The sequence below is a fragment of the Microvirga flavescens genome, from assembly GCF_003290125.1.
GTDB lineage: Bacteria > Pseudomonadota > Alphaproteobacteria > Rhizobiales > Beijerinckiaceae > Microvirga > Microvirga flavescens.
Genome location: NZ_QMKH01000002.1, coordinates 341,588 through 366,644, shown reverse-complemented (window position 1 = coordinate 366,644; position 25,057 = coordinate 341,588). Strand labels below are relative to the sequence as shown.

General features: G+C 62.3%; 18 protein-coding genes. 9 read left to right on the top strand and 9 right to left on the bottom strand.

All coding sequences use genetic code 11. The annotated features are described in order from the left end of the window. From DQW91_RS06480 to DQW91_RS06455, 5 genes are all read left to right on the top strand, one after another. Positions 1-774, top strand: a complete 774-nt coding sequence (locus tag DQW91_RS06480) for a heme ABC transporter ATP-binding protein (protein ID WP_245410926.1) — start codon at positions 1-3, stop codon at positions 772-774. Between the two features lie 131 nt (positions 775-905). After that, positions 906-1,697: a pentapeptide repeat-containing protein gene (locus tag DQW91_RS06475; protein WP_198411804.1), complete on the top strand. Its 792-nt coding sequence runs from the start codon at positions 906-908 to the stop codon at positions 1,695-1,697. A gap of 360 nt (positions 1,698-2,057) precedes the next feature. After that, a complete protein-coding gene (locus tag DQW91_RS06470; RefSeq protein ID WP_425373379.1) occupies positions 2,058-2,831 on the top strand; it encodes a L,D-transpeptidase in 774 nt (257 codons plus the stop codon). A gap of 98 nt (positions 2,832-2,929) precedes the next feature. Further along, positions 2,930-3,760, top strand: a complete 831-nt coding sequence (locus tag DQW91_RS06465; RefSeq protein ID WP_245410925.1) for a MipA/OmpV family protein — start codon at positions 2,930-2,932, stop codon at positions 3,758-3,760. A 736-nt stretch (positions 3,761-4,496) separates the two neighbouring features. Then, a complete protein-coding gene (locus DQW91_RS06455) occupies positions 4,497-4,679 on the top strand; it encodes a hypothetical protein (protein ID WP_112662761.1) in 183 nt (60 codons plus the stop codon). Positions 4,680-4,821: 142 nt separating this feature from the next. Here the strand turns inward: DQW91_RS06455 and solA are convergent, their stop codons facing one another. The 3 genes from solA to DQW91_RS06440 form a co-directional block, all read right to left on the bottom strand. Then, on the bottom strand, positions 4,822-6,015 hold the full coding sequence (gene solA / locus DQW91_RS06450) for an N-methyl-L-tryptophan oxidase (protein WP_112662760.1): 1,194 nt from the start codon (positions 6,013-6,015) through the stop codon (positions 4,822-4,824). A gap of 126 nt (positions 6,016-6,141) precedes the next feature. After that, a complete protein-coding gene (locus DQW91_RS06445) occupies positions 6,142-6,990 on the bottom strand; it encodes a universal stress protein (RefSeq protein ID WP_157961357.1) in 849 nt (282 codons plus the stop codon). 51 nt (positions 6,991-7,041) lie between these two features. After that, positions 7,042-7,782, bottom strand: a complete 741-nt coding sequence (locus tag DQW91_RS06440; protein ID WP_112662758.1) for a CBS domain-containing protein — start codon at positions 7,780-7,782, stop codon at positions 7,042-7,044. Between the two features lie 220 nt (positions 7,783-8,002). On the opposite strand from DQW91_RS06440, the gene DQW91_RS06435 reads away from it, so the two are divergent. After that, a complete protein-coding gene (locus DQW91_RS06435) occupies positions 8,003-9,268 on the top strand; it encodes an alpha/beta hydrolase (protein ID WP_112662757.1) in 1,266 nt (421 codons plus the stop codon). Positions 9,269-9,341: 73 nt separating this feature from the next. Here the strand turns inward: DQW91_RS06435 and DQW91_RS06430 are convergent, their stop codons facing one another. Continuing rightward, entirely contained in the window at positions 9,342-9,545 is a 204-nt protein-coding gene (locus DQW91_RS06430) for a heavy-metal-associated domain-containing protein (RefSeq protein WP_245410924.1), read from the bottom strand. 146 nt (positions 9,546-9,691) lie between these two features. On the opposite strand from DQW91_RS06430, the gene DQW91_RS06425 reads away from it, so the two are divergent. Beyond that, positions 9,692-12,196 carry a heavy metal translocating P-type ATPase gene (locus tag DQW91_RS06425; protein WP_112662756.1) on the top strand — a complete coding sequence of 835 codons (2,505 nt, stop codon included), beginning with the start codon at positions 9,692-9,694 and terminating at the stop codon, positions 12,194-12,196. A gap of 48 nt (positions 12,197-12,244) precedes the next feature. Here DQW91_RS06425 and DQW91_RS06420 read toward each other — a convergent pair whose 3' ends face one another. After that, the gene (locus tag DQW91_RS06420; RefSeq protein WP_157961356.1) at positions 12,245-14,536 is read right to left on the bottom strand and encodes a heavy metal translocating P-type ATPase; all 2,292 of its coding nucleotides are present in this window, start codon (positions 14,534-14,536) and stop codon (positions 12,245-12,247) included. 68 nt (positions 14,537-14,604) lie between these two features. On the opposite strand from DQW91_RS06420, the gene DQW91_RS06415 reads away from it, so the two are divergent. Both DQW91_RS06415 and DQW91_RS06410 read left to right on the top strand, forming a co-directional pair. Next, positions 14,605-15,024, top strand: a complete 420-nt coding sequence (locus DQW91_RS06415; RefSeq protein WP_112662755.1) for a MerR family transcriptional regulator — start codon at positions 14,605-14,607, stop codon at positions 15,022-15,024. Between the two features lie 103 nt (positions 15,025-15,127). Next, positions 15,128-16,012 (top strand): DMT family transporter, encoded by an 885-nt coding sequence (locus DQW91_RS06410; RefSeq protein WP_112662754.1) that lies wholly within the window; start codon positions 15,128-15,130, stop codon positions 16,010-16,012. Positions 16,013-16,015: 3 nt separating this feature from the next. Here the strand turns inward: DQW91_RS06410 and DQW91_RS06405 are convergent, their stop codons facing one another. Genes DQW91_RS06405 through DQW91_RS06390 form a run of 4 tightly spaced genes read right to left on the bottom strand, consistent with a single transcriptional unit; the run spans position 16,016 to position 24,892 of the window. Beyond that, entirely contained in the window at positions 16,016-19,111 is a 3,096-nt protein-coding gene (locus DQW91_RS06405) for an efflux RND transporter permease subunit (RefSeq protein ID WP_112662753.1), read from the bottom strand. Then, complete coding sequence (locus DQW91_RS06400) at positions 19,108-22,236, bottom strand: efflux RND transporter permease subunit (protein WP_112662752.1); 3,129 nt, start codon at positions 22,234-22,236, stop codon at positions 19,108-19,110. The genes DQW91_RS06405 and DQW91_RS06400 overlap by 4 nt, the downstream gene beginning before the upstream one ends. Beyond that, a complete protein-coding gene (locus DQW91_RS06395; protein WP_245410923.1) occupies positions 22,233-23,474 on the bottom strand; it encodes an efflux RND transporter periplasmic adaptor subunit in 1,242 nt (413 codons plus the stop codon). The genes DQW91_RS06400 and DQW91_RS06395 overlap by 4 nt, the downstream gene beginning before the upstream one ends. Further along, positions 23,471-24,892, bottom strand: coding sequence for an efflux transporter outer membrane subunit (locus tag DQW91_RS06390; protein ID WP_112662750.1), 1,422 nt, complete (start codon positions 24,890-24,892; stop codon positions 23,471-23,473). Before DQW91_RS06390 ends, DQW91_RS06395 begins: the two co-directional genes overlap by 4 nt. Positions 24,893-25,057: the final 165 nt, after the last annotated feature.

Genomic DNA, 25,057 nt, shown 5'->3' with positions numbered 1-25,057 from the left:
ATGATCGAAACGCGAGGCCTCTCCTATAACCGGGGAGGGCGGTCGCTCGTGCGTGATGTCAGCCTTGAAATTGGCAAGGGCTTGTTCACGGTCATCGCCGGGCCGAACGGGGCCGGGAAATCGACACTTCTTCGCCTGCTCTCCGGTGAGCTTTCGCCAACAGACGGCGAAGTGATTTTCAACGGCTCTCCTATCAGGGCCATTCCTTCCTGGCGCCTGGCTCATGCACGGGCCGTGATGCCTCAGGCTTCCGATTTGAGTTTTCCGTTCACGGCCCTTGAGATCGCCAATCTCGGTATTGAAGGGATCGGGCGCGGACTTTCCCGGAGCGAGAGATCGAGCATTGCGCTGGAGGCGCTGGAGCGCGCGGATGTCGTGCACCTCGCTCACCGTAACTACCAGACCCTCTCGGGAGGCGAGCGGCAGCGTGTTCATTTCGCGCGGGCTCTGGCTCAGTTGAAAACAGGCAGATCCGTCGAACCGCGCCAGGCGCTCTTCCTTGATGAGCCGATTGCCAGTCTCGATCTCAAACATCAACTGAGCCTGCTGCAGGAGGCGCGCCGCCTTGCCCATGGCGGCCTGACCGTCGTCGCCGTTCTGCATGATCTGCAATTGGCGGCGAGCATTTGCGACGATCTCGTCCTGATAAATGCAGGTGAGGTCGTCGCATGCGGGAGCGCGAGCGAAGTGCTGACGCCGTCTCGTCTTCGAGGTGCCTTCGGTGTCCGGCTTACGCTCGACCATTGGCCACGCTTCCCGTGGAGCCTTGCTTAAGACTACGTTTCCTTTGCCCCGATTCAATTTCGCGCCAGCAACGAGATGGCCGTGTATTCTCACGAGCAATTCGCGCATAAGCGGAACAGACTGTCAGGCTTGCGGGTTTAGCGGGGGAAGCGGAGATGCACATGCGGCTGTTGCCTGGTCTTGGTGAGGGCATTCGCTCCGTGCTTGGGGGGCGAGGTCTGCCGTTGGCGCTCATCGTTCTTCTCGGAAGCTATTCCGGAACCGCCTTTGCCAGATGTCAGGACGGACCGGGCCCCGGCGTCGATTGGACGAACTGCCCGAAGACGCAGCTCATGCTCACCGGAGATGACCTCAGCCGGGGCATTTTCAAAAAGGCACACCTCACCTTTACGGACTTGTCCGATTCCAAGCTGCCTGGCGCACAACTCAGCGAAGCGGAGCTCAGCCGCACGCGGTTTGACCGCTCGGATCTCACCAATGCGGATCTGTCGAAGGCGGTTGGATGGCGTTCAAGCTTTCAGGGGGCCAAGCTCAAGAACGCAAACTTTTCCGCCGTCGACTTCGGGCGTTCCAATTTCGTCAATGCCAGCATGGCCGGGAGCAACTTCTCCAAGGCGGAAGTGAACCGGTCGGATTTCACGGGCGCGGATCTGACAGGCGTCGACATGTCGAGGGCGGAGGCCGCTCGCACCATTTTCACGAACGCCAAAATGAAAGGCGTGAATTTCAGCTACACGAATCTTTCCCGCGCCAAGCTTCAGCTGCAGGATTTGAGCGACGTCGACATGTCGAGGGCTTATCTCTTCCGCACCCAGATCCAGGGAGCAGACCTGAGCGGTGCGAAAGGCTTGACCCAGGAGCAGATTGCCCTGGCCTGTGGAACGGATGACACAAGATTGCCTGAGGGCCTGAAGCCCCCCAAGAGCTGGCCCTGCGCTGAGGATGAGGACTGACCTGGCGCGATTGGTAGCGTTCACGATCTCGCGACGATATGCGTGATCATTCCTCTCGCCATTGCCTTTGCAAATGTCGGCAAGAGAGCTGAGCTCGACACCTTGAGCGGCTGAAACCGTTCTGAAGTCACGTCAGGATAGTTTTCTCCCGCAAGCCCCACGCAATCTAACCGTGCTCAGCCTTGCATCTGTGGCGCTTCTGCCACGGCGGCTGGTCGCCACAGTTTGGCCATATCTCATCCACTTTGCAGCCACCTCCGAACATTTGAACCTTTGCAGTGGGACGCTGCCATGGCGGACCGAACGGTCAAGAACAATCAGGAAAACGAGTCCTTTAAGATGTATGCGCTTCGCAAGGCGATGAACCGCGCCGGAACTTTAGTCACGAGCATGAAGGCTTCCTGCCTTTCCGTCGTCCTTCTCTCTCTTGCGGTGGCGGGCTGCGTTTCGACGGCGCAACCGCCGATGCAGAATGTGCGCCCGGGGCCCGATCCGGCCTATGTCGCGATGTATGATGAACGACCTGACGAACTCCATCCCATGCCGGCGACCGACATCTCCGAAGTCGATCCGCGTTTCCTGCGCCGGGAGGTTGCGTATGGCGGGCCGGAGCAGCCGGGTACCATCGTCGTCGATACCGCCAATCGCTATCTCTATCTGGTCCGGGAAAACGGACGCGCCATTCGCTATGGCATTGGCGTCGGTTCCGAAGGTATGGCCTGGAACGGCCGCGCCCGCGTCGGGCGCAAGGCGGCGTGGCCGCGCTGGACGCCGACCGCCGCGATGATCAGGCGTGCTCCGGAGAAGAACGGGCCGTGGGCCGGCGGCATGGCAGGCGGCCTTGAGAACCCGCTCGGCGCGCGCGCGCTTTATCTCTACGACGGAGACCGCGACACGCTTTACCGGCTGCACGGCACGTCGGAGCCCTGGTCCATCGGCGAGGCGGTTTCCAGCGGCTGCATTCGCCTGTTCAATCAGGATATCATCGATCTCTACAACCGCGTCCCCGTTGGTGCGCCGGTGGTGGTGCTCGGCCCCGGACAGAGATTTCAGGCTTCGGCAGGGTTTGAGACGCCTGCGAGGCCCGGCTCGCCCGAGGATTTCGAGGAGATGCCCGAGCCGATCGAGGGTTAACGAATTTCATGAAATTCGGGCGGCGGAGCCAAAGGCTGCTTGACATTGCCCGCTCCTGAAAAGAAGACCGCTATTCGTTTTGAATGAGGGAGCGAGCGATGAAGCGTCCGACATCCAATATCATCCTGTCCGGGGTCGTCCTCGCGGCGGGCATGGTTGCGGCCGCTCCCACTTTCGCTGCGGACCCGGTTTTCTCGCCCCTGAACGTGCCCTCCAGCGGCTGGATCGCCACGGTGACGGGCAATCTGCGCGTGGGGCCGCGCTATCCGGGCGCGGACGATTTCGGCTTTATCGGCTATCCCTCCATCAGCTTAAGCCGCGCGGGCGCTCCGCAGCGCTTCAGCGCGCCCGATGACGGGCTGAGCTTCTCCGTTATCGAGGATTCCGGCCTTCGCTTCGGCGTCGTGGGCCGGTTCCAGGGTGGGCGCTATCTCAAGGATGACCACCGCCTGTTCGGCCTCGAGAAGATCAATTGGGCGGTCGAGCCCGGCGTCTTCGTCGAGTACTGGCCGGTCGCTTTCCTGCGCGCGCGGGCGGAGCTTCGTCGTGGTTTCAACGGGCATGACGGCTTTGTCGCCGATCTCGGCATCGATTGGGTGCAGCAATACGGCGCGTTCACCGTATCGATCGGGCCGCGCCTGTCCTTTGGCGACAGCTCGTTCATGAAAACCTATTTCGGCGTGACACCCTATGAGGCGTCACTGAACGGAATCGTGACGCCCTACAAGCCGTCCGGCGGCATCACCTCCGTGGGCGCGACGGCAGGGCTGACCTACAACTGGTCCGACCGCTGGTCGACCACCACCTTCGTCACCTACAAGCGCCTGGTCGGAGACGCTGCCGACAGCCCGGTTGTGAAACGCTTCGGATCCGAAAACCAGATCGGTGTCGGGCTCACCGTGTCGTACTCCTTCGATACGGGTCTCTGACCAGCTCTCACGCGAACGACAGAAACGATCAAGCCGCCGCGCCATTCGCACGGCGGTTTTTTGTTGTCTGAGACGGGGGGGCGAAAAGCGGGGATTGGCACCCTGAGCAAAGAAAAAGGGCCGCGCACGAGGCGCGGCCCGAAGTTCAGGGAGGAAAACATCGATGAGATGCCATCACGTCGTCAGGACCACGCGATGGAAACAATAAAACACAGGGTTTTCCCGGTGTCAACGATTTTGTTCGATATTAAGAACAAAAAATAAGATCCATATCTGCGATATTCAAATTTCCTGCCGCAAAGTGTGGTTTTGAAGTGAGTTTCAATCAGTTTTGAAAGAATTCCCACCAGAAAGGGCATCGTTGAAATAATATTCTCCCTCGCATCGTTCTTAAAAAAGAACTTTCCGGTTGACTTGGAAGAGGCATCCCGGCCATTTTGCGCGGGTCAAGGAAGCGTTTTGCCCCTTGGACCGCGGTGATTTGAGAAGTGCAGCTTGCGCCGCGTCATCAAACGCTAAAGCGCCACGAGCGTGTCACGCGCTTCGTGGTCCACAATGAGGATCGCCGGCCATGATCGTGCCTCTGTTGAACGCTGTTTTCCTTCGTCTCTCCCGCCGCAGCCTTCGTGGCGCGCGCGATTGTTGTCGGTTCTAGACGCCGCTTCACCCCACCGTCTTCAAGCCGTCACATCATTCGTCGATTTCCATAGCGAACCGGCGACAGGAGAATTGAATCATGAGCACCGCTCACGTCATCGAAGTTGGCGATGTCACAGCCGGCATTGTCGTCGCTGAACGCGGGGGCTTCCGCTTCTTCACAGCCGAACGCCTTTTCAAGGCTCTCGATGGAGCTGTTTTCCGCACCATTGCGGAGGCTAACCGTGCTGTGCGGGACAAGCTGAAGCAACGACGCCACTAACGAAGACAGGCCGCGTTTTCATGCGGCCGCCATCATTCCTGGTGAATGCAGGAGTGGGGTTCGATCAAGTTCCAAGAGGGAAGGTCGAACCCCGTTCCATTTCAGATCGTCGAGAACGTTACGCTCTCATCGTGCGGGGCCTTTACGCACCCGCGTTCGTGCTGAAGCGTGAAAGAGCAAATGCGGAAAGATCGATCCGGCTTCGGCCTTCCGTCATGATCTGTGCCGCGACATCGCCGATGGCCGCAGAATGTTTGAAGCCGTGACCGGAACACGGAGACACGACGAGAACACGCTCGAAATCCGGATGACGATCGATCAGAAACGCGGAATCCGGGGTTTGAGTATAAAGGCATGTCACCGCGTTCAAGCGGCCGGGGAGGACGCCGTTGAGCCTTCCGGAAAGATGGGCGTCGTAGACGGCGCTTGATTCCGCCTCACTCACGTCCCGCCGCATGGTGTCGGGATCGACGGGCCTGCCATATTGCTCGTTGGCGGTCTTGATCGCTCCACTTCCAGGCATCGACGGAAAGCCGTAGAACAGGTCGTCATCGCCCGGGCCATGGGCCCAGATGAAGACGGGGCCATGCTCCCAGTGAGATTGGAATGTCTGCTCGACTCCGAACCAGTGCATCATCTGGCGGCTTGGTTCCAAAAGCGTCTTGAACGGTGCCCCAAGTAGCGTGGGAGCCCACGAGCCCGCCGAGACGATGACCTGACCCGCGAGAACTGTGCCCTCGCTTGTCTCGACACTGACGTGGCTGCCCGTTTGCCTGATACTGTGTACGATGGTGTTGCGGCGAAGAGCTGCGCCGAGTTGCTCGGCCCGTCTCAATTGCATCCCGACGCAGGCTTCCGGCCTGACGTAACCGCCGCCCGGTTCGAAGTACCCGATCTCCGTGTCCTTTGCCGCGAATTGCGGATAGCGGTGACGGATTTCATCGGCGCCGATGATCTCATGCGCAATGCCGTACTGCTCTGCCGCCTCACGGGTGCGCATGAGAAAACTCGTGCGCGAACGTCTGTCAGGGTTGGCGTCCTTGGGGGCGATGATGAGGCAACCGGTTTCGACAAGAAGGCTTTCGCCCGTCTCCGCTTCCAGCTCCTTCCAGATCTCATGGGCCCGCAATGCGAGCGGAACATAGAAAGCGCCTTCGCCGATGGCCTGGCGCGTGATGCGCGTTTCGCCATGCGTCGAGCCTAGATCGTGCGGGGGAGAAAAGCGGTCGATGCCGACGGCTTTCACGCCGCGTTTCGCAAGCTGGTAGAGCGCCGCCGAGCCCATCGCGCCAAGGCCGACAACGGCGACATCATAAGAGGTGACGGAAGTTGCCATGCCGGGCCCTTCGGGAAAACGCTCACAGTTCCGATAAGTGCCCTGAGAAGGCGTGAGAGTCCACAAGGCGGATACCGGTGTTCGGTATCCGCCTTGTGCAGCCGTTTCTTCAAGGCTTGTGCGCGGTCAATGCGCCATGAGAATCGGGAATTCCATGTTCGAGAGCATGTCGCGTGTCGCGCCGCCCATGATCCATTCGCGCGCGCGGGAATGTCCGTACCCGCCCATGACGATGAGATCGGCGGACAGGCGCCGTGCCTGATCGAGAATGACGTCACTGATGCCACGGTTTCCGCTTTCGGCAATCGTAATTTCGACCTTCGTGCCGTGCCGGTCGAGATGACGGGCGATGTCTATCGCGGCTGCGCCCTTGCTGGCATCGCTGTCGCGCGGAGGATCGATCACGAGAATGTCGGCACGCGTCGCGCCCTCGATGATCGGCAGCGCCTCCGCAACGGCGCGGGCCGCTTCGCGGCTGTCGCGCCAGCAGATCAGGACGCGGCGGATCTCGTCGGCAGGCTGCCGTTGCGGCGGGACGACCAGGACGCCGCGACCGCTCTCGAACAGCACGCTCTCGAACAGGTCGTCCCAGTCGGCCTTGTCGTCGCCGTGATAAGGCTGACCGACGATGGTGAGATCACCCCACCGGGATTCCGAGGCCACGAGGTCCGCGATCTGCCCCGGCAGGTCTTCGATGCGCCGGATTTCGTTGGGCACGGCGAGCTTGCCGAAGCGCTCGGTGAGACGCTGGAGCACCTCGTCAGCCAGTTTGCGGCTGTCGTCCTGCATTTGTGCGAGAAGAGCGGCTGCGCCCGCGCCGCCATCCATCGATGCGAAGGCGGCGAAGTCGGGCAGGGGATTGGTGAACAGCCCTGTGACATACGCTTGCGAGGATACGGCCAGCGCTTCCGCGTGCTTGATGCGCACCTCATCGTCGCCGGTGCCGTCGAGATGCACGAGAATGTCCTTGATCATCGATCTTCTCCTCTTGGCAATCCGCGCTGATGGATTGCACATACAATAAAGTCAGTCCTTGGATTCAGGCCCCTGCTCCAGCATGTCGGGGCGATAAACGACGGAGCCGCTATAAGGCTCGACATAGACGAGATGGTCGCGCACGCCGGTTACACCCGGAACGTTTTCCACGGCGACGCGCACGGCATTCCGCTCCCGCTCGTCCAGCAGCGATCCCCACAGATCGACGGTGCCATCTTTTACCGTGAGGTTGAGAAGCGCGATGGGCGCCCAGCTCTCGGCCTTCAGGCGCGCGAAGATCGCGTCCCGGATCGCGCCGTCCTCTGCGCTGACCGGTGTCGCACTTTCGCGGAGATTTCCCGCGAGGGCGCGCATCACGTCCGCGCGGCTGACGATGCCGACGATCATTCCTTCCTGCAGGACGGGAAGACGTTTCACGCGCCGCTCCGTCATCAGAGATATGGCTTTGTCCAGAGGCGTATCCTTGTGAACGGTGATGACATCACGGGTCATCACATCGCTCACCTTGCGGCCATGAGTGCGTACATATTCGTCCGCCAGCTTGCCGGGGCTGAGCAGAAACTCCAGCCATCGCGGCCGCTTCCGGTCCGTGCCGAGTTCGGGCCGGCGCAACAGGTCACCCTCTGTGAGAATTCCAGCCAGCTTGCCCTCTGCATCGATCACCGGAAGGCCGCTGATCCTTTTCCGCAGCATGAGGTCCGCAGCCTCGGCGAGCGGCGTCTCCGGCCGGACGCTCACAACCTCCAGCGCCATGATATCGGAAACGCGCATCGAAAGCCCCGCTCTTCGTTCTCATCAGGAACGTGCGGAGACCGTGACAGGTTTCCGGCTCATCCACATTGACTAGGATCAAAGACCTGTTTGCTGCGAGCCAAACGCACCTTCTCTCTTGATCATTTTACGTTCTGCTCCAAGATCGGAGAGGCCCCTGACAAGCTTCCGAACATTGTTGCGTGGGCGATTGTATTGACGTCAGACGGGGCCGCGCAGCATGATCCGCAAACTGGCTTTCATCGTGTTGTACGCGGCTGTCCTTGTCGGCTGCTCACGGCCTGAGGGGTTGATGCGCCCTGTCGTGACCACGGGCACCGAAGGCAGCATCGTTCCCCTGCTCGTTGCGACGACGCGGCGCGCAACTTCGGATGACGGCGTTCTCTTCACCGGGGAGCGCAGCGCGCGGACATCCTTCACCGAGATCGACATCTCCGTTCCGCCGGTCCACAAGGCGGGCGAGATCGAGTGGCCCGACCGGACACCCGGCGACCCTTCCCGCCATTTCGTGACCACGCGCGTGGTCCCTTACGACCGCAAGGAATTCCTCGCGCAGGTTCGCAAGCTTGCGCCGCGCATGAAGAACCGCGTCATGGTTTTCATCCACGGATACAACAACCGCTTCGACGATGCTGTCTATCGCTTTGCGCAGATCTCGCACGACTCGAACGCCGCAGCGGTGCCCGTTCTTTTCACATGGCCGTCGCGTGGCAGATTGCTGGCGTACCCTTATGACCGGGAGAGCGCGACCTACTCGCGCGACGCACTTGAGTCTCTTCTGCGGGATCTTGCCTCCGAACCCGGCGTGACGGAGGTCGCGGTCCTCGCCCACTCGATGGGGAACTGGGTGACGCTGGAGGCTTTGCGCCAACTGGCGATCCGGCACGGTTCCGTTCCGGCCAAGATCTCTAACGTCATGCTGGCCGCGCCCGATGTGGACGTTGATGTGGCCCGCACGCAGATCATGGGAATGGGCGGCAGGCGCCCGCGCATTACCCTCTTCGTTTCACAAGATGATCGCGCCCTCGGCATCTCGCGCATCATCGCGGGCAGCACGGCGCGGCTGGGGGCGATCGACCCGGGACAGGAACCTTATCGCTCCGCACTGGAAGCCAACCACATCAACGTCATCGACCTTACCGCCATGAGATCCGGCGACGCGCTCAATCACGGCAAGTTCGCGCAATCGCCCGAGGTCGTTCAATTCATCGGCGCGCAGCTCGCCTCAGGCCAGGCGCTCGATGGCGACCGGGCGGGGCTCGGTGACCATCTCGGCCTCGTCATCACCGGCGCGGCTGCAACCGTCGGCCACGCCGCGAGCGTGGTTGTCGCTGCGCCTATTGCGGTCGTCGACCCGAAGACACGGGACAATCTCGGCGACCGGCTGGAGGCGCTTGTCCCCGCCACCGACAACGGTTCCGATCTCGCGCCTGTTGAGACGGCGGGGCAGGGCACAGCGCCGCGCCGCAAGAAGCCGCAGAGCTGAATCACTCAATGAAAAGCCCCGCCGATCTTGCGACCCGGCAGGGTTCCTGCACTTTGATTTGCGTTTGCGGCCTTTAAGCCGCGAGTTTCTGGCTCTCGTATCCCGCCGTCGTCAGGGCATCCTTGATCTGCTCAGCGGTTGCGTTGGTCATGATGGCGATCTCCTGCTTGCCAAGGTCTGCCTGAACGCCCGCTTGCGGGTCGAGGCTCTTGACCGCCTTGGTGATCGTGGCGACGCAATGGCCGCAGGACATTTTCGGTACGCTGAAACGCAGCATTTCGCCGGCTCCTCCTGTTTCACGACAATGGGAATAGCCCTTCCAACCGTTGTAAGGTCAAGAGGGCCGTTTCCTTCATTTAGCGCTTGACCTTGCCATAGTGGGAAGGCTCACAACGGCTTCGTGAATAGTTCAAGAGGTCTGTCATGACTGCCACTTTTCGGCGCGAGCATAGCAATTCCGATACGGGTGCTGTCGCCCTTTCCGTCCCGGTCGAGGGAATGACCTGCGCCTCCTGCGTGGGGCGGGTCGAGAAAGCTCTCGCCAGCTTGCCGAACGTGGAAAAGGCTTCCGTCAATCTTGCGACCGAACGAGCCGATGTCGTTCTTCGGACTGCGACGAGCCCGACAGATGTGGTCAAGGCCATCGAGAGCGCAGGCTATGCCGTGCCCGAGGTGACGACGGATCTTGCTATCGAGGGAATGACCTGCGCGTCCTGCGTCGCTCGTGTCGAAAAGGCGCTGAAGGCGGTTCCGGGCGTCGCGGAAGCGTCCGTGAATCTTGCGACCGAGCGCGCGATGGTGCGCCACCCCGCAGGCATCGTCACGGCGCAAGCCTTGGAGCATGCGGTTCACAATGTGGGATATGAGACGCGCCCCATCGCTACGCATGCGGGTGAGGACCACACACAGCATCTTCGCGAGACGGAAAGCGCCTCTTTGAGCCGCTCCTTTCTCGTTGCCGCTCTTCTCACGCTTCCGGTTTTTCTCATCGAGATGGGCTCTCACTTCATCCCGGGCATGCATGACTGGGTGATGGAGACGATCGGCCATCGCCAGAGCTGGTATCTGCAATTCGCGCTCACCACCATCGTACTCTTCGGGCCCGGATTGCGCTTTTACAAAATCGGGGTTCCGGCTCTCTTGCGCGGCGCGCCTGAGATGAATTCGCTGGTAGTTCTCGGTGCGAGCGCGGCCTATGGCTACTCCATCGTCGCAACCTTCTTCCCGCAGCTTCTGCCCACCGGAACGGTGAACGTCTATTACGAGGCCGCTGCGGTGATCGTGACCTTGATCCTCCTTGGGCGGACGCTGGAAGCGCGCGCCAAGGGGCGGACGTCGGATGCGATCAAGCGCCTCGTCGGCTTGCAGGCCAAGACCGCGCATGTGGTGCGTGACGGCGAAGTTGTCGAAGTGCCATTGGCGGATGTGCGGCTTGGCGATCTCGTGCAGGTCCGCCCGGGTGAGAAGGTCCCTGTCGATGGCGAGGTAACGGAAGGCTCCTCCTTCGTGGACGAGTCCATGATTACGGGCGAGCCCATACCGGTTGAGAAAACCAGTGGCGGCACGGTTATAGGCGGCACCATCAACAAGACCGGCTCCTTCGCCTTCAAGGCGACCAAGGTCGGGGCCGACACGTTGCTCGCGCAGATCATCCGCATGGTCGAAGCGGCACAGGGTTCCAAGCTTCCGATTCAGGCGACGGTGGACAAGGTCACCGCCTGGTTCGTGCCTGCCGTCATGCTGGCGGCGACGCTGACCTTCATCTTGTGGTTCAGCTTCGGCCCGTCGCCGGCCTTGGGTTTTGCTCTCGTCAACGCCGTTGCGGTTCTCATCATCGCCTGTCCCTGTGCGATGGGGCTCGCGACGCCGACATCGATCATGGTCGGCACGGGCCGAGCGGCGGAGATTGGCGTTCTCTTCCGTAAGGGTGAGGCGTTGCAGACCTTGAAGGATGTCGGCGTGATCGCCGTCGACAAGACGGGAACGCTGACGAAGGGACGCCCGGAGCTTACTGACCTCATCGTTTCGCAAGGCTTCGTGGAGGCGGACGTGCTCGCTCTCGTCGCCGCGGTGGAAGACCGCTCCGAGCATCCCATTGCGCAAGCCATCGTCACCGCCGCGAAGGCGCGCACACTCGAACTGGCAAAAGTCGAGGCGTTCGATGCCGTACCCGGGTATGGCGTGACGGCGGTTGTCTCTGGCCGCAAGGTCGAGATCGGCGCGGACAGGTTCATGCAGAAGCTCGGCTATGCGATCGAAGCCTTCGGTGCCGATGCGGTGCGGCTTGGCACAGAGGGCAAGAGTCCGCTTTATGCTGCCATCGATGGAAAGGTCGCCGCGATGATCGCGGTCGCCGATCCTATCAAGCCTTCGACGCCGCAGGCCATCGAAGCGCTGCACGCCTTGGGTCTGAAGGTCGCGATGATTACCGGTGACAATCGCCGCACCGCGCAGGCCATCGCTCGCCAGGTGGGGATCGACGAAGTCATTGCGGAGGTTCTTCCCGATGGCAAGGTCGAGGCCGTGCAGCGCCTGCGTGAAGGGGGCAGCTCCGTCGCGTTCGTCGGCGACGGAATCAACGATGCGCCTGCGCTTGCCGAAGCGGAGATCGGCATCGCCATCGGCACCGGAACGGATATCGCCATCGAAAGCGCCGACGTGGTGCTGATGTCCGGCGATCTGCGTGGCGTGACGAACGCCATTGCGATTTCCAAAGCGACTATCCGCAACGTTCGTGAAAACCTGTTCTGGGCTTTCGCCTACAACGTTCTCTTGATCCCCGTCGCCGCCGGCGCGCTCTACCCTGTGAACGGGACCCTTTTGTCGCCGATGGTGGCCGCCGGGGCAATGGCGCTTTCGAGCGTCTTCGTCGTGGGAAATGCCTTGCGCCTGCGGCGCTTCTCGCCGCAAGCGGGAATGGTCGGCTGAAGATTGTTCAGCGGAACCTCGTGGCGCGAGGTTCCGCTGACGCGTCCCTTACCGCTCGCCGCGAAAGCGCAGGAGGCGAATGGCGTTGAGGGTGACGATGGCGGTGGCGCCGGTATCCGCGAGAACCGCGACCCACAATCCTGTGATGCCGATTACGCTCGTCACGAGGAAGAGGCCCTTCAGTCCAAGCGCGATGACGATGTTCTGATGGATGTTCCGCATCGTCGCGCGGGACAGGTGGATGAGGTGCACGAGATCCGTCATGCTGTTCTTCAGCAAGGCGGCATCCGCCGTTTCAAGCGCGACATCCGTACCGCCGCCCATGGCGATGCCGACATCGGCCGCCGCAAGGGCGGGGGCATCGTTGATGCCATCGCCGACCATTGCGACCTTGCCGTCACGGCGCATGCCTTCGATGGTGCGCAGTTTGTCGGCGGGCAGAAGCTCCGCCTGCCAATCGAGATCGAGCTTTTCCGCAATAGCCTTTGCCGTGCGCTTGTTGTCGCCCGTCAGCATGATCGGACGCAGGCCGAGATCACGGAGCTTCACGACGCTCCGGTGCGCATCCTCGCGCGGTTCGTCGCGCATCGCGATGAGTCCAAGCGCCGCGCAGCGGTCAGTGTCGAGGAGAACCGTCACGGTCTTGCCCGCTTCCTCCAGCGTGGTGGCGCTCTCAACAAGTTCGCTTGAGAGCGCGGAGAGGCTTTGTGCATAAAGCGGAGAGCCGACCGCAAGAGTTCTACCTTCGACGACGGCCTTCATGGCCTTGCCCGGCACGGCTGAGGACTGCGCTGCGGCGGGAATTGTAATGCCGTCGGCCTGCGCGCGGGCGAGGATAGCCTTCGCAAGCGGATGGCTCGATCCGGACTCGACGGCGGCTGCGAGGGCGATCACGTCACGCTCGGTTTGACTGGCGGCGGCGATGATATCCGTCACGGTAGGCCGCCCGATTGTCAGCGTTCCCGTCTTGTCGAAGGCGATGGTCTTGAGGGTGCCGATCATTTCGAGCGCATGGCCGCCCTTGATGAGAAGTCCGCGCCGCGCGCCCGCAGCCAGGCCGGAAGCGATGGCGGCGGGTGTCGAGAGAACAAGAGCGCAGGGGCATGCGATGAGAAGAAGGGCAAGCCCGCGGTAGAACCAGACGGACCATTCCGCTCCGGCGAGAAGTGGCGGGACGGCAATCACAAGACCGGCGACGAGCATGACGGCGGGCGTGTAGACGCGGCTGAAACGCTCGATGAAGCGAGCGGTCGGAGCCTTGGACGCCTGCGCTTCCTCGACAAGATGAATGATGCGCGCGATGGTGTTGTCGGATGCGACCTTGGTGACCCGCACACGGACCGCGCCGTCGGCGTTGATCGAACCGGCGAATACGTCATCACCCTTGTTGCGAATACGCGGAATGGATTCGCCTGTGATCGGCGATTCATCGAGGCTGGTCGATCCTTCGATGACGACGCCATCCGCCGGGACGCGATCGCCGGGGCGCACCAGAACGATATCGCCCACGCGCAGCGCCTCTGCGGGGACGCTTCGCGAGGCGCCGCTTGGGTCGATCACAAGGGCTGTCTTTGGCACGAGCGAAGACAATGCCTTGATGCCGGCCCGCGCCCGCGTCGCTGCGACGCTTTCCAGAAGTTCTCCTACCGCGAACAGAAAGACAACGGCGGCGGCTTCCTCCGCCGCGCCGATGGTGAGCGCTCCCAGCGCCGCAACGCTCATCAGCATCTGGATGGAAAAGGGAGAGCCCGAAAACGCGAGAACAATAGCCTGTTGCGCGAAAGGAATGACGCCTGCGACGACGGCCGCTCCGAAAATCCAGATCGCATAAGCCGGAAAGAATTGCGCGACGCCGTAGGCGATGCCCATCAACAGGCTAAGGCCAAGGACAAGCTTTCCCTTCCGGCTCTGCCACCATTCGGGGGCGTCGAGCTTCCCCGTGCCCGCCACTGGCAACGTGTCGTGATGCACGTGGCCGTGGTCATGGTTATGATCATGCCCATGATGTCCATGCTCGTGCGCGCCGTGATCGTGACTGCAGGATGGACCGTGCTCGTGTCCATGTCCGGACGAAGGGCGCGTGGACGGGCTGGGTGCCCGCGACGCATCGAAGCCGAGGGCCCGGATTTTCTTCTCGATCTCGTCCGGTGTCGTTGCGGCGTTCCCGGCAAGCCTGAGGGTCACGCGCTCGCCCGAGAAGTTCACCGAAATGTCGGAAAGGCCCGGCATGCGGGCCAGAGCCGTCTCGATCTTGGCCGCGCAGCTGGCGCAATCCATGCCACCGACAGCCCAGCTCAGGGTGGCGGTTGCCCCTTCGGTTTTCTTTTCGTGGGTCGACATGACAAGCCTCTTGATTCGTGAGGTCAGGTTACGATCTCTAGTCACTAGAGGATCAAGGGGCTGCTGAGATGAATCTGTCGATTGGCGCATTGAGCCGGGAAACCGGGGTAAAAGTTCCCACCATCCGATATTACGAGGATGTGGGGCTTCTACCCGAGGCCGACCGAACGGTGAGCAACCGGCGTACCTATGGGCCGGGGGATGTCAGCCGGCTCCGCTTCATCCGCCATGCGCGCGACCTTGGCTTTGAGGTCGATGCCATTCGGCAACTGCTGCAAATGTCCGACCATCCCAGCAAGCCGTGCCAGGAGGTGGACAGCATTGCCCGGCGGCACCTGGCGAACATCGACTCCAAAATTGATCGGCTCACGGCTCTGCGGACCGAAATTCGGCGCATGCTCGACAGCGATGCGCACGGCACCATAAGCGAATGCCGGGTGCTCGATGTTCTCGCCGAGCACGGGAAATGCCTGCACGAGCACCATTAGCTCTATGTTGGGGGCCTAATGCAGCGTGGTCCTGCAACCTTTGCAGGTCACGGGGAGAGATTAAGCTGCTAAAGCGCATGTGGTGAAACGATTCGTGGCTGCCATGCCCCCTGCCAATCCGCCTTCCAAAGACAATCCGCTTCGCGGCATCGCGCTGCTCCTCGTCGCGCTGATCTTTTTTTCCTGCTCGGACGCCGCGTCCAAGGGCATGACGGCGACGATCCCCGCCGTGCAAGCGGTTTGGCTGCGGTTCGTGATCTTCACGGTTCTCATGTTTTCCGCCGCTGCGATCCTGGGCAAGGGCAATCCGCTGCGCTCGAAGCGCCCGCTTCTGCAGATCGTGCGTGGGTTCGGCGTTCTCGGTTCCTCCACCTTTTTCGTGATGGGCCTGCGCTATCTGCCGATGGCCGAGGCGACGGCGATTTCCTTCATTTCCCCGATTTTCGTCACGGGCCTGTCGATTGTCCTCCTCAATGAGACGGTAGGCATCAGGCGTTGGGCGGCGGTGTTCGTCGGCCTGATCGGCGTTTTGATCGTCATTCGCCCCGGCACCGGCGCGTTCGACCTTTCGGCCTTCTTCCCGGTTCTGTCCGCCCTGAGCTGGGCTGTGGCGTTGACTGTCACTCGCAAGGTGAGCGCCGCCGACGATCCGATCGTGCCGCTGACCTATGCGGCTGTCACCGGCCTTGTCGTCCTCTCCTTTATTGTTCCGTTCTACTGGGCGCCGCTCGGCTGGCACGAGATCAGTTTGGCCCTCATCACCGGCATTACGTCGACGGTCGGGCAGTTTCTCGTCGTACTCTCGTTCCAGCATGCCAAGGCGTCCGTGCTTGCGCCGTTTTCCTATATGCAGCTGGTCTCCTCCTCGGTGCTGGGCTTCTTCTTCTTCGGCAGCGTGCCGGATTTCTGGACCGTGGTCGGAGCGGGCGTGATCGTCGCGAGCGGTCTCTACACTGCCCATCGCGAGCGGATTCGCGGGGTCTCTTGAGATTTAAGCGCTTGTGACGGCCCCGCGAGCCGGGTTCGTCCTCCGCCGCAGGCGCAGCCGGTCGAGCATGAGATAGATGATCGGCGTCGTGTAGATCGTCAAAACCTGCGACATGATGAGCCCGCCGATGATGGTGATGCCGAGCGGCGCGCGAATTTCCGAGCCTGCACCGGAGGTGAGGATCAGCGGCAGCGCGCCAAGAAGCGCAGCCAGCGTCGTCATGGTGATGGGGCGGAAGCGTTCGATGCAGGCCTCGCGGATTGCGGCTTCCGGCGGCATGCCATTATTGCGTTCGAGTTCCAATGCGAAGTCGATCAGCATGATGCCGTTTTTCTTCACGATGCCGATGAGGAGCATGATGCCGATCAGGGCGAGCAGCGACAGGCTCGTGCCGGTGATCTTCAAGGCAAGGAGCGCGCCGAGGCCCGCCGACGGCAGGGTGGAGAGGATCGTCAGCGGGTGAATCAGGTTCTCGTAGAGAATGCCGAGAACGAGATAGACCGCGACGATGGCGGCAAGGATGAGAAGAACCTGGCTGCCCTGGTTCTGCGCCAGCGTTGCGGCATCGCCTGCGAACTGCACATGCACGCTTTCGGGCATGTGAAGACCGGCGAGGGCCAGCGCGATCTGGTCCGAGGCTTCGCCCAGCGCCATGTCCTCGGCAAGGTTGTAGCTGATGGTGACGGACGGGAACTGCCCCTGATGATTGACGACGAGGGGGGCGGAAGAGTTTTCCAGACTTGCGACAGTGGAGAGCGGGATCTGCCTGCCGTCGCCTGCCGTCACGTAGAGCCGGTTGAGGCCCGCCGCCTCCCGCTGCAGGCGCGGATCGACCTCGAGGACGATCTTGTATTGGTTGCGCTCGCCGTAAAGCGTCACGATCTGGCGCTGCGAGAAAGCATCGTTCAGGACATTATTGATGTCGCGCACGGCGACGCCGAGCCGGGCAGCCTGCACGCGGTCGATGCGCACGAACACCTCTGGCCCGCCCTGCTCGCGATCCGTATTCACATCGAGAATGCCGGTGATCGACCGGATGCGCTGCTGGGCCTGCGGCACCCAGCGGGTCAGATCGTCAAGGTTCGTGCTCCAGAGCGTGACCTGGTATTGCGAGCGCGCGCTGCGCGCGCCGATCATGATTTCCTGCGGCGGGAAAAGCGTCACCTGAGCCTCAACCACGTCAGCGAGTTTCGGCCGCAGGCGCGCGATGATCTCGAAGGTGCTGGCGCCACGTTCCTCCAAGGGCTTCAGATTGAGGAAGAAGCGGACCTGGTTGTTCGCGCCAAATCCCGAGCCGCCCACGGAATAGCTGACGCCTTCGACGCCTGGATCCGCCATCAGAATGTCCGTGACGCGCTCGCCGATACGGCTCATGGCCTGGAAGGAGGTGTCGGGCGAGGCGCGCGCAAAGCCCGTGATGAGGCCGGTGTCGCTTTGCGGCATGAGCGACTTGGGTAGCGTCACATAAAGATAGCCGGTGAGCCCGATAGCGCCGAGCGTAACGAGAAGCATCAGCCAGCGATGGCTGAAAGCTCTGTTCAGGCTTGCGGCGTAGAGCCTTGTCACGGCGTCGAGGAAGGGCTCGATGATGCGGTCCGTCGCCGTTTCGCGCGGCTTCGGCAGCCGCTTGATGAACCTTCCGCAGATCATCGGCGTGACGGTCAGTGAAACGACGGCGGAGACCGCGACGGCGTAAGTCAGCGTGAGCGAGAATTCGCGCAGGATGCGGCCCGTGATGCCGCCCATGAACAGGATCGGGATGAAAGCCGCGATGAGCGATATGCTGATCGAGAGCACCGTGAAGCCGATTTGCTTCGCTCCGGCAAGGGCGGCCTGATAGGGGCGGAGGCCCGCCTCCATGTTGCGATAGCAATTCTCGATCATGACGATAGCATCGTCGACGACGAAGCCGACGGAGATCGTGAGCGCCAGAAGCGACATGTTGTTGAGGCTGAAGCCCGAGGCCCACATCAGGGCGAGCGTTCCGGCAAGCGAGAGAGGAACGGTGATACCTGCGGCGACGATGGCGGCGCCGCGACGGAGAAAGACGAAAACGACGAACATCACGAGGACGATGCTTGCACCCAATGTGAACTGCAACTCGTCGATGCTCGCATGGATCATCTTCGTCCGGTCATTCATGACAAAAAGCGTCACGTCCGCCGGGATGAGGCTCTGGAGTTCGGGAAGAAGCTTGTTGATGCCCGCGACGGTTTCGATGACGTTCGCCTCGGATGTCTTTTGGATCGTCAGCATCACGGCGGGCTGTTTGTTGTAGCCGCCCGCGCTCAGGCGATTGCGCGTCGCCGCTTGCACGTTCGCCACATCGGTGAGACGGACGATGCGGCCCTCGCTCGCCTTCAGGACGATGGTGTTGAAATCCTCAACGGTCTGAACCTGGCTGTTCGTGCCGATGAGGACGCTGGTGTCGGGGCCATCGAAGCGTCCCATCGGCGAAAGCGCTGAGGAATTGACGATAGCCGTGCGAACGGCCTCCAGCCCGATGCCTCGCGCCTGCAGCGCGCCCGGATCGACCGCCACGCGGAAGGCGGGCTGCTCCGAACCGCCGACATTGACATCGGCAACGCCCGGCACCTGTGCGATGCGGGTGCCGACAACAAGATCGGCGATGTCATAAAGCTCGCTCGCTGCGCGCGTCTTCGAGGTCATGATGAGCATCATGACGGGAATGGACGCGGGGTTGAGCTTGCGCACGGTCGGCGCGCGCGAGAGGCTGCTCGGCAAATCGGCGCGCGCGGCGGTGATCGCAGCCTGAACGTCGCGCGCGGCATCGTCCACATTGCGGCTTAAGGCAAACTGCACGGCGATGTTGGTCGAGCCTAGGGAGCTTGTAGACGTGAGTTCGGTGACGCCCGCAATCGTTCCCAGATGCCGCTCAAGCGGCGCGGCGACGGTGGCCGCCATCGTCTCGGGGTTTGCGCCGGGCAGGCTCGCCGATACGCGGATCGTCGGAAAATCGACGCTCGGAAGGCTGGCGACGGGCAAGAAACCGTAAGCCACCGCGCCCATGAGAAGAAGCCCGACAGACAAAAGCAACGTGCCGATGGGTCTGCGGATGAAGGGCTCTGAAAAATTCATGGCCGCCGCTCCGGTGCCTCCGCTTCCGGATCCGGCTCGAGGCCGGGCAATTCGCCGACCCGTTGAATGACGTGGCGACGAAGGCCGTCCATCGCGAGATAGATCACGGGCGTCGTGTAGAGCGTCAGGATCTGGCTGAGGATGAGGCCGCCGACGATTGTGACGCCGAGCGGCACACGCAACTCCGCGCCCGCCCCGTGACCGAGTGCGAGAGGCAGCGCGCCGAGGAGGGCGGCGACCGTCGTCATCATGATCGGGCGGAAACGCAGAAGGCAGGCTTCGCGGATAGCAGCCTCGGGCGACAGGCCGCGCTTGCGCTCCGCATCGATGGCGAAATCGATCATGATGATCGCATTCTTCTTCACGATGCCCATGAGAAGAATGATGCCGATAATGCCGATCAGTGACAATTCCATGCCGAACAGCATGAGCGCCAAAAGCGCGCCGACGCCGGCGGAGGGAAGGGTGGTCAAGATCGTGAACGGATGTACGAGGCTCTCATAGAGCACGCCGAGAACGATATAGATGACGACGATGGCGGCGAGGATGAGCCAGGGCTGACTCGCAAGAGCCAGTGCGAACTCCTGCGCATCGCCCGAGAAGCTTCCGACGAAGTTCGAGGGGAGGTTGAGGCTTGCCTCCGCCGCCTTGATGTCGCGGATCGCCTGATCGAGGGATGCGCCCGGCGCAAGATCGAAACTGAACGTCACAGCCGGAAATTGCTGGACGTGATTGACGATGAGCGGAGCAGCGACGCGCTTGACTTCCGCAATGGCAAGAAGCGGCACCTGTGCGCCGCCTGCGCCCGCAACATAAAGCTGCGCCAGGGCGGCCGGGTCGGTCTGATATTTCGGGTCAGCCTCCAGCACCACACGATATTGGTTGGCCTGGCCGTAGATCGTCGAGATCTGGCGCTGCCCGAAGGCGTCGTAAAGCACTTCGTTGATGGCCTGCATGGTGACGCCGAGCCTGCCTGCCGCCACGCGGTCAACATTAATGAGAACGCGCTGGCCATTGTTCTGCAGGTCGGAAGAGACGCTTGCAAGCGAAGGCAGGTTCAGCAACGCGTCGTTGACGCGCGCGGCCCATTCCGGAAATGTCTGCGGGTCCGCGCCGACCAGCATGTATTGATAAGGCGTGCGGCCTCCCCTCGTGCCGATCTGGATGTCCTGCACGATCTGGAAACTGGCATTGATGCCGGGAACGGTGGCCAACTCGGACTGAAGCCGAGTGACGACGGATTTCGCGCTGCCGCGTTGCGAGAGCGGCTTAAGAGAGACGGCGAGGTGTCCCGCGTTGAGCGTCGGGTTCGCCGCGCCGATGCCGACAAGCGAGACGACGCCCGCGACATCGGGATCGCGGCGGATGACGGCCTCGACTTTCGCCTGCAGATCCTGCATGCGCTCGAAGGAGACATCCTGCGCGGCTTCCGTCGTCACCGTCAGGAATCCGCTGTCCTGCTGCGGCATGAAGCCTTTCGGGATGACGATGTAAAGTGCGACCGTTGTCACCAGCGTGACGATGGCGGAGATCAGCGTCAGCGTTCGGTGGCGCAAAACGACGTCGAGCGTGATGCGGTAGAAATGCAGAAGGGAATCGAGCGCTCTCTCGCTCCAGCGGATGAGGAAGAAGTGCCCGTGATGGCGCGGGGCCTTGAGCAGGCGCGCCGACATCATCGGCGTCAAGGTCAGCGAGATGACCGCCGAGACGACGACTGCGATGGTGAGAGTGAGTGCGAACTCGCGAAACAGGCGGCCAACGATGCCAGTCATGAACAGGAGCGGTATGAAGACCGCGATGAGCGACATGGTGAGCGAGATGATGGTGAAGCCGATCTCGCCCGCGCCCTTGTAGGCGGCTTCAAGTGGCGAGAGCCCCTTTTCGATATAGCGCGTGATGTTCTCGATCATCACGATGGCATCGTCCACCACAAAACCCGCGGCGATGGTGAGTGCCATAAGGGAAAGGTTGTCGATGCTGAATCCGGCGAAATACATCACCCCGAAGCTCGCCATGATCGAGAGTGGCAGCGTGATGCCGGCGACGAGCGTGGCGCTGAACGTGCGCAGGAACAAAAGCACCACGAGAATGACGAGGCCGACGCTCAAAACGAGGGTCAGCTGCACTTCCTGTACTGAGGCGCGGATCGTCCCCGTGCGGTCGCTGACGATGGACAGGCTCGCGCTTGCCGGCATCGACTGGGAGAGGGACGGAAGCTGTTTTTGAATCAGCTCGACCGTCTGCACGATATTCGCGCCGGGCTGGCGCTGAACATCGATGATGATGGCAGGCTTACCGTTGTAGTAGCCTGCGACCTTGTTGTTCTCCAGCCCGCCGACGACTTTTGCGACGTCCTTCAGAAAAACCGGCGTGCCGTTCGGCGAGGCGACGACAATGCTCTCATAGGCTTTGGCGCTTTCAAGCTGATCGTTGGCGGAAATCGAAAGCGCTTTCTGCGCGCCGTCGAGGGAGCCTTTCGAACTCGACAGGTTCGCGTTGGCGATTGCTGAACGCAATGTCGAAAGAGAAATGCCGTAGGAGGCAAGGCGCGGAATGTCGACCTGAATGCGGACGGCCGGGCGCACGCGGCCTTGAACCGTCACACGCCCGACGCCGGAGATCTGGCTCAGGCGCTGGCCGGTCAGCGTGTCGGCGATATCGCTCAATTGCGGCAGGGTGACGGTGTCGGAGGTGATCGCCAGCGTCACGATAGGAGGATCGGCCGGGTTCACCTTGGCGTAGGTCGGCGGGTAGGGCAGATCGTTCGGCAGGGTGGAGTTGGCGGCGGAGATGGCCGATTGCACATCCTGCGAGGCGGCGTCGATATCCCGGTCGAGGAGGAATTGCAGCGTGATCTGGCTCCAGCCGTATGAACTCATGGAGCTCAAGGTCTGCAAGCCGGAAATCTGACTCAGTTGCCGCTCGAGCGGCGCCGTCACCAGCGCGGCGACCGTGTCGGCGCTCGCGCCCGGAAGCTGCGTCGTGATCTGGATGGTCGGGAAATCGACCTGAGGCAGGGAGGAGATCGGCAGAAGGCGATAGCCGAGAATACTGCCGAGAAGGATCGCGACAGCGAGAAGGGCTGTCGCGATGGGGCGCGCGATGAAGGGCGCGGAAACGTTCATGGAGCCCGCGTCGGCTCGGCGGAGGAAGCGCGCCGCGGACGGCGCGTCGCGGGTTCCTCGCTGACTTGCGGGCTGTTGCCGTTGGAGACAGTGATCCGCGAGCGGTCCTGCAGGCTAGCGAAGCCGCTCGTCACCACTTGCTCGCCGGGAGAGACTCCCTTGGCGATCACGGCCTGCGCCTCATCCTGCTGTGTTATCTCGACCTTGGTGAGTTTGACGGTGCTGTCATCCTGCACCACGTACACATAACTGCCGATGGAGCCCTGCTGCACCGCCGCCGCCGGAACAACGACAGCGTTAGTGAGGGTCTTCAGGAGCAGGCGAACGTTCACGAACTGCCCTGGCCAGAGGCGGCCCGCGAGGTTCTCAAACGTCGCTTTCATCTTCACGGTGCCGGTCGTCTGGTCCACCTGGTTGTCGATGACATCGAGAGCGCCTTGATCGAGCATCTGCGAACCGGTGCTCGCGGTGACGGGGATCGAGCGCGCCGAGGCCGCTGCGGCGACATCGGAAACCTTGGTCTCGGGCAAGGTGAACAGCACCGAAATCGGCTTTACCTGCGTAATGACGACGATGCCCGCCGCATCGCTCGGCGTGACAAGGTTCCCTTCGTCCACCTGCCGGATGCCGGTGCGTCCGTCGATGGGTGCGACGATGGTGGTGTAATCGAGATTGGCCTTCGCGTTGTCGATGGCGGCCTGATCCTGGCGCACCAGCGCCTCGGCCTGTGCCACCGCCGCACGCTGCGTGTCGGCCTGCTGCTGCGAGGCGTAGTCTGATTTGGCGAGCCCCGTATAGCGATCGAGATCGCGGCGCGCATTTTCGAGGGCCGCCTGATCCATCGCCTTCTTGGCGACGGCCTGATCGTAGGCGGCCTGATACGTGACGGGGTCGATGCGGGCGAGGACATCGCCCTTGCGGACATCCTGCCCCTCTTTGAAGTTGACGCTGGTCAGACGTCCGCTCACCTGCGGCTGCACGGTGACGGTCTTGTAGGCCCGCACACTGCCGACGCCATCGAGATAAACCGGCACATCGGCGTTCTTCACACTCTCCACGAGGACCGGAACGACCATGTTGCGACGGCCTGGACCCGGGCCTTGCCTGCCAGGACCGCTGGCAGGGCCTCTCGCCTCCTGCGCGGATTGAGGGCTGGCCTGAAAGGTTCCGCGCCAGTAGAGACCAGCTGCTGCAACAGCCGCAACGCAGGCGATGGCTATGACGGTCTTGCGCTTCATGGCACGCGCGCCACATCGAGGGCGGGGCCGCGCTCCCAGCCGCCGCCAAGCGCGCGGTAGAGGTCGATGACCGATTGCAGCCGCGACAGGCGGACCTGAACGAGATTGTTCTGTGCCGAAAACAAGGTCTGCTCCGCATTGAGGAGGGTTGTACGGTCGATGATACCCGCCCGCAACTGCTCCACCGAGATATCATACGCGCGCTGCGACGATTCAACAGCCTTGCGTTGCAGAACTTCCTGCTCCGCGGTCTTGTGATAGGCCACGAGCGCGCTCTCGACCTCCTGGAGGGCCACAAGGACAGTCTTCTGGTAATTCGCGAGGAGCTCCCGGAAGCGTCCCTGGTCGACCTCCACCTGGCCCTGCAGCGAATAGGCATCGAGGATCGGCTGCGTGAGGCCAGCGGCCATCTGGTAGAACTGGCTCGACGGGTTGATGAGCGTGCGGAACGCGGCGCTCTGGAAGCCGCCTGCGCCGGTCAGCTGGATCGACGGCAGGAGTTTGGCCTTCGCGGCCTGAATGTTGAAGCGGGCGGCGGCAAGTTGCGCCTCCGCAAAGGCGACATCCGGCCTGCGCTCGATGAGCTCGGACGGCAGGCCCGGGCGGATTGGAGGGATCCTGATGGCATCAGGGTTGCTGCCTGTGATCTTCAGGCTCTCCGGCGTCTGTCCGAGCAGGATCGCGAGGGCATAGATGCTCTGCTGCACCTGCAGTTCCAGCCCCGGCACGTTCACCAACAGGTTGTCGAGCAGGCTTTCCTGCTGCGCCACATCGAGGTTCGATGCTGTGCCGAATTTCACGCGGGCCTTCACCGCGTCGAGAATCGTACGGGCGCTGGCGATGTTTTCATGGGCGATGACGAGCCGCCTCTTGAGGGCGAGAATCTGGAAGTAGGTGCTGGCAACGCTCGCATCGGTGGTGATGACGATCGTGGCAAGGTCGAACTCGCTGGCGGCCGCATTGGCTTCGGCGGCGCGGCGAACGGAGAGGTTCTTCCCCCACAAGTCCAGTTCATAGCTCGCCCCGAGGGACGCCGAGCCGGAATGGGTCAGGCCACGGCCGGCGGTGCCGGAGCGGCTTCCCTGAAAGGATTGGGCGACATCGGCGGAGGCCGAGAGGCTGGGGATCAGCCCTTGGCTCGCCACCTTGATCTGGGCGTTGGCCTGCTCGATCCGCGACATCGCCGCGCTGACATCGAGGTTGCCGCTCCGCGCGCTCTCCATCGCGCGGTTGAGTTCCGCCGAGCCGAGAAGGCGCCACCATCCGTCGCTGGGCCAGCCGCCTGCGCCGCGCGCGTTCGCGAAACGCTCGGGGATCTGCGCCGAGAGGCTCGGCACATCCGGATCGAGGGCGCAAGCGGAGGCCGTCGCCGTAAGAGCGACCAGACCGACAGCGCGAAGAAACCGGACGAACGTCATCAAGCAGTCGACTGAAGGGGCAGCGCGAACGAATGTCGCAGGGGCGGGCCGGATCCGGCCCTGCGAGAAACCTCAACCCGCTGGCCAGCTTGGAAAAGAGAAGAAACGATTCTCTCTTAGCACCGATGCTTACATCCCAAATACGGCCAAGCAGAGGGGGCATTT

What these genes read in the sequence shown, in the direction of transcription:
- DQW91_RS06455 (WP_112662761.1), top strand. Translation starts at nt 4,497, where the DNA reads ATGAGCACCGCTCACGTCATCGAAGTTGGCGATGTCACAGCCGGCATT.
- DQW91_RS06405 (WP_112662753.1), bottom strand. Translation starts at nt 19,111, where the DNA reads ATGAATTTTTCAGAGCCCTTCATCCGCAGACCCATCGGCACGTTGCTT.
- DQW91_RS06425 (WP_112662756.1), top strand. Translation starts at nt 9,692, where the DNA reads ATGACTGCCACTTTTCGGCGCGAGCATAGCAATTCCGATACGGGTGCT.
- DQW91_RS06410 (WP_112662754.1), top strand. Translation starts at nt 15,128, where the DNA reads ATGCCCCCTGCCAATCCGCCTTCCAAAGACAATCCGCTTCGCGGCATC.
- DQW91_RS06390 (WP_112662750.1), bottom strand. Translation starts at nt 24,892, where the DNA reads ATGACGTTCGTCCGGTTTCTTCGCGCTGTCGGTCTGGTCGCTCTTACG.
- solA (WP_112662760.1), bottom strand. Translation starts at nt 6,015, where the DNA reads ATGGCAACTTCCGTCACCTCTTATGATGTCGCCGTTGTCGGCCTTGGC.
- DQW91_RS06430 (WP_245410924.1), bottom strand. Translation starts at nt 9,545, where the DNA reads ATGCTGCGTTTCAGCGTACCGAAAATGTCCTGCGGCCATTGCGTCGCC.
- DQW91_RS06470 (WP_425373379.1), top strand. Translation starts at nt 2,058, where the DNA reads ATGAACCGCGCCGGAACTTTAGTCACGAGCATGAAGGCTTCCTGCCTT.
- DQW91_RS06395 (WP_245410923.1), bottom strand. Translation starts at nt 23,474, where the DNA reads ATGAAGCGCAAGACCGTCATAGCCATCGCCTGCGTTGCGGCTGTTGCA.
- DQW91_RS06415 (WP_112662755.1), top strand. Translation starts at nt 14,605, where the DNA reads ATGAATCTGTCGATTGGCGCATTGAGCCGGGAAACCGGGGTAAAAGTT.
- DQW91_RS06435 (WP_112662757.1), top strand. Translation starts at nt 8,003, where the DNA reads ATGATCCGCAAACTGGCTTTCATCGTGTTGTACGCGGCTGTCCTTGTC.
- DQW91_RS06420 (WP_157961356.1), bottom strand. Translation starts at nt 14,536, where the DNA reads ATGTCGACCCACGAAAAGAAAACCGAAGGGGCAACCGCCACCCTGAGC.
- DQW91_RS06440 (WP_112662758.1), bottom strand. Translation starts at nt 7,782, where the DNA reads ATGCGCGTTTCCGATATCATGGCGCTGGAGGTTGTGAGCGTCCGGCCG.
- DQW91_RS06480 (WP_245410926.1), top strand. Translation starts at nt 1, where the DNA reads ATGATCGAAACGCGAGGCCTCTCCTATAACCGGGGAGGGCGGTCGCTC.
- DQW91_RS06445 (WP_157961357.1), bottom strand. Translation starts at nt 6,990, where the DNA reads ATGATCAAGGACATTCTCGTGCATCTCGACGGCACCGGCGACGATGAG.
- DQW91_RS06400 (WP_112662752.1), bottom strand. Translation starts at nt 22,236, where the DNA reads ATGAACGTTTCCGCGCCCTTCATCGCGCGCCCCATCGCGACAGCCCTT.
- DQW91_RS06475 (WP_198411804.1), top strand. Translation starts at nt 906, where the DNA reads ATGCGGCTGTTGCCTGGTCTTGGTGAGGGCATTCGCTCCGTGCTTGGG.
- DQW91_RS06465 (WP_245410925.1), top strand. Translation starts at nt 2,930, where the DNA reads ATGAAGCGTCCGACATCCAATATCATCCTGTCCGGGGTCGTCCTCGCG.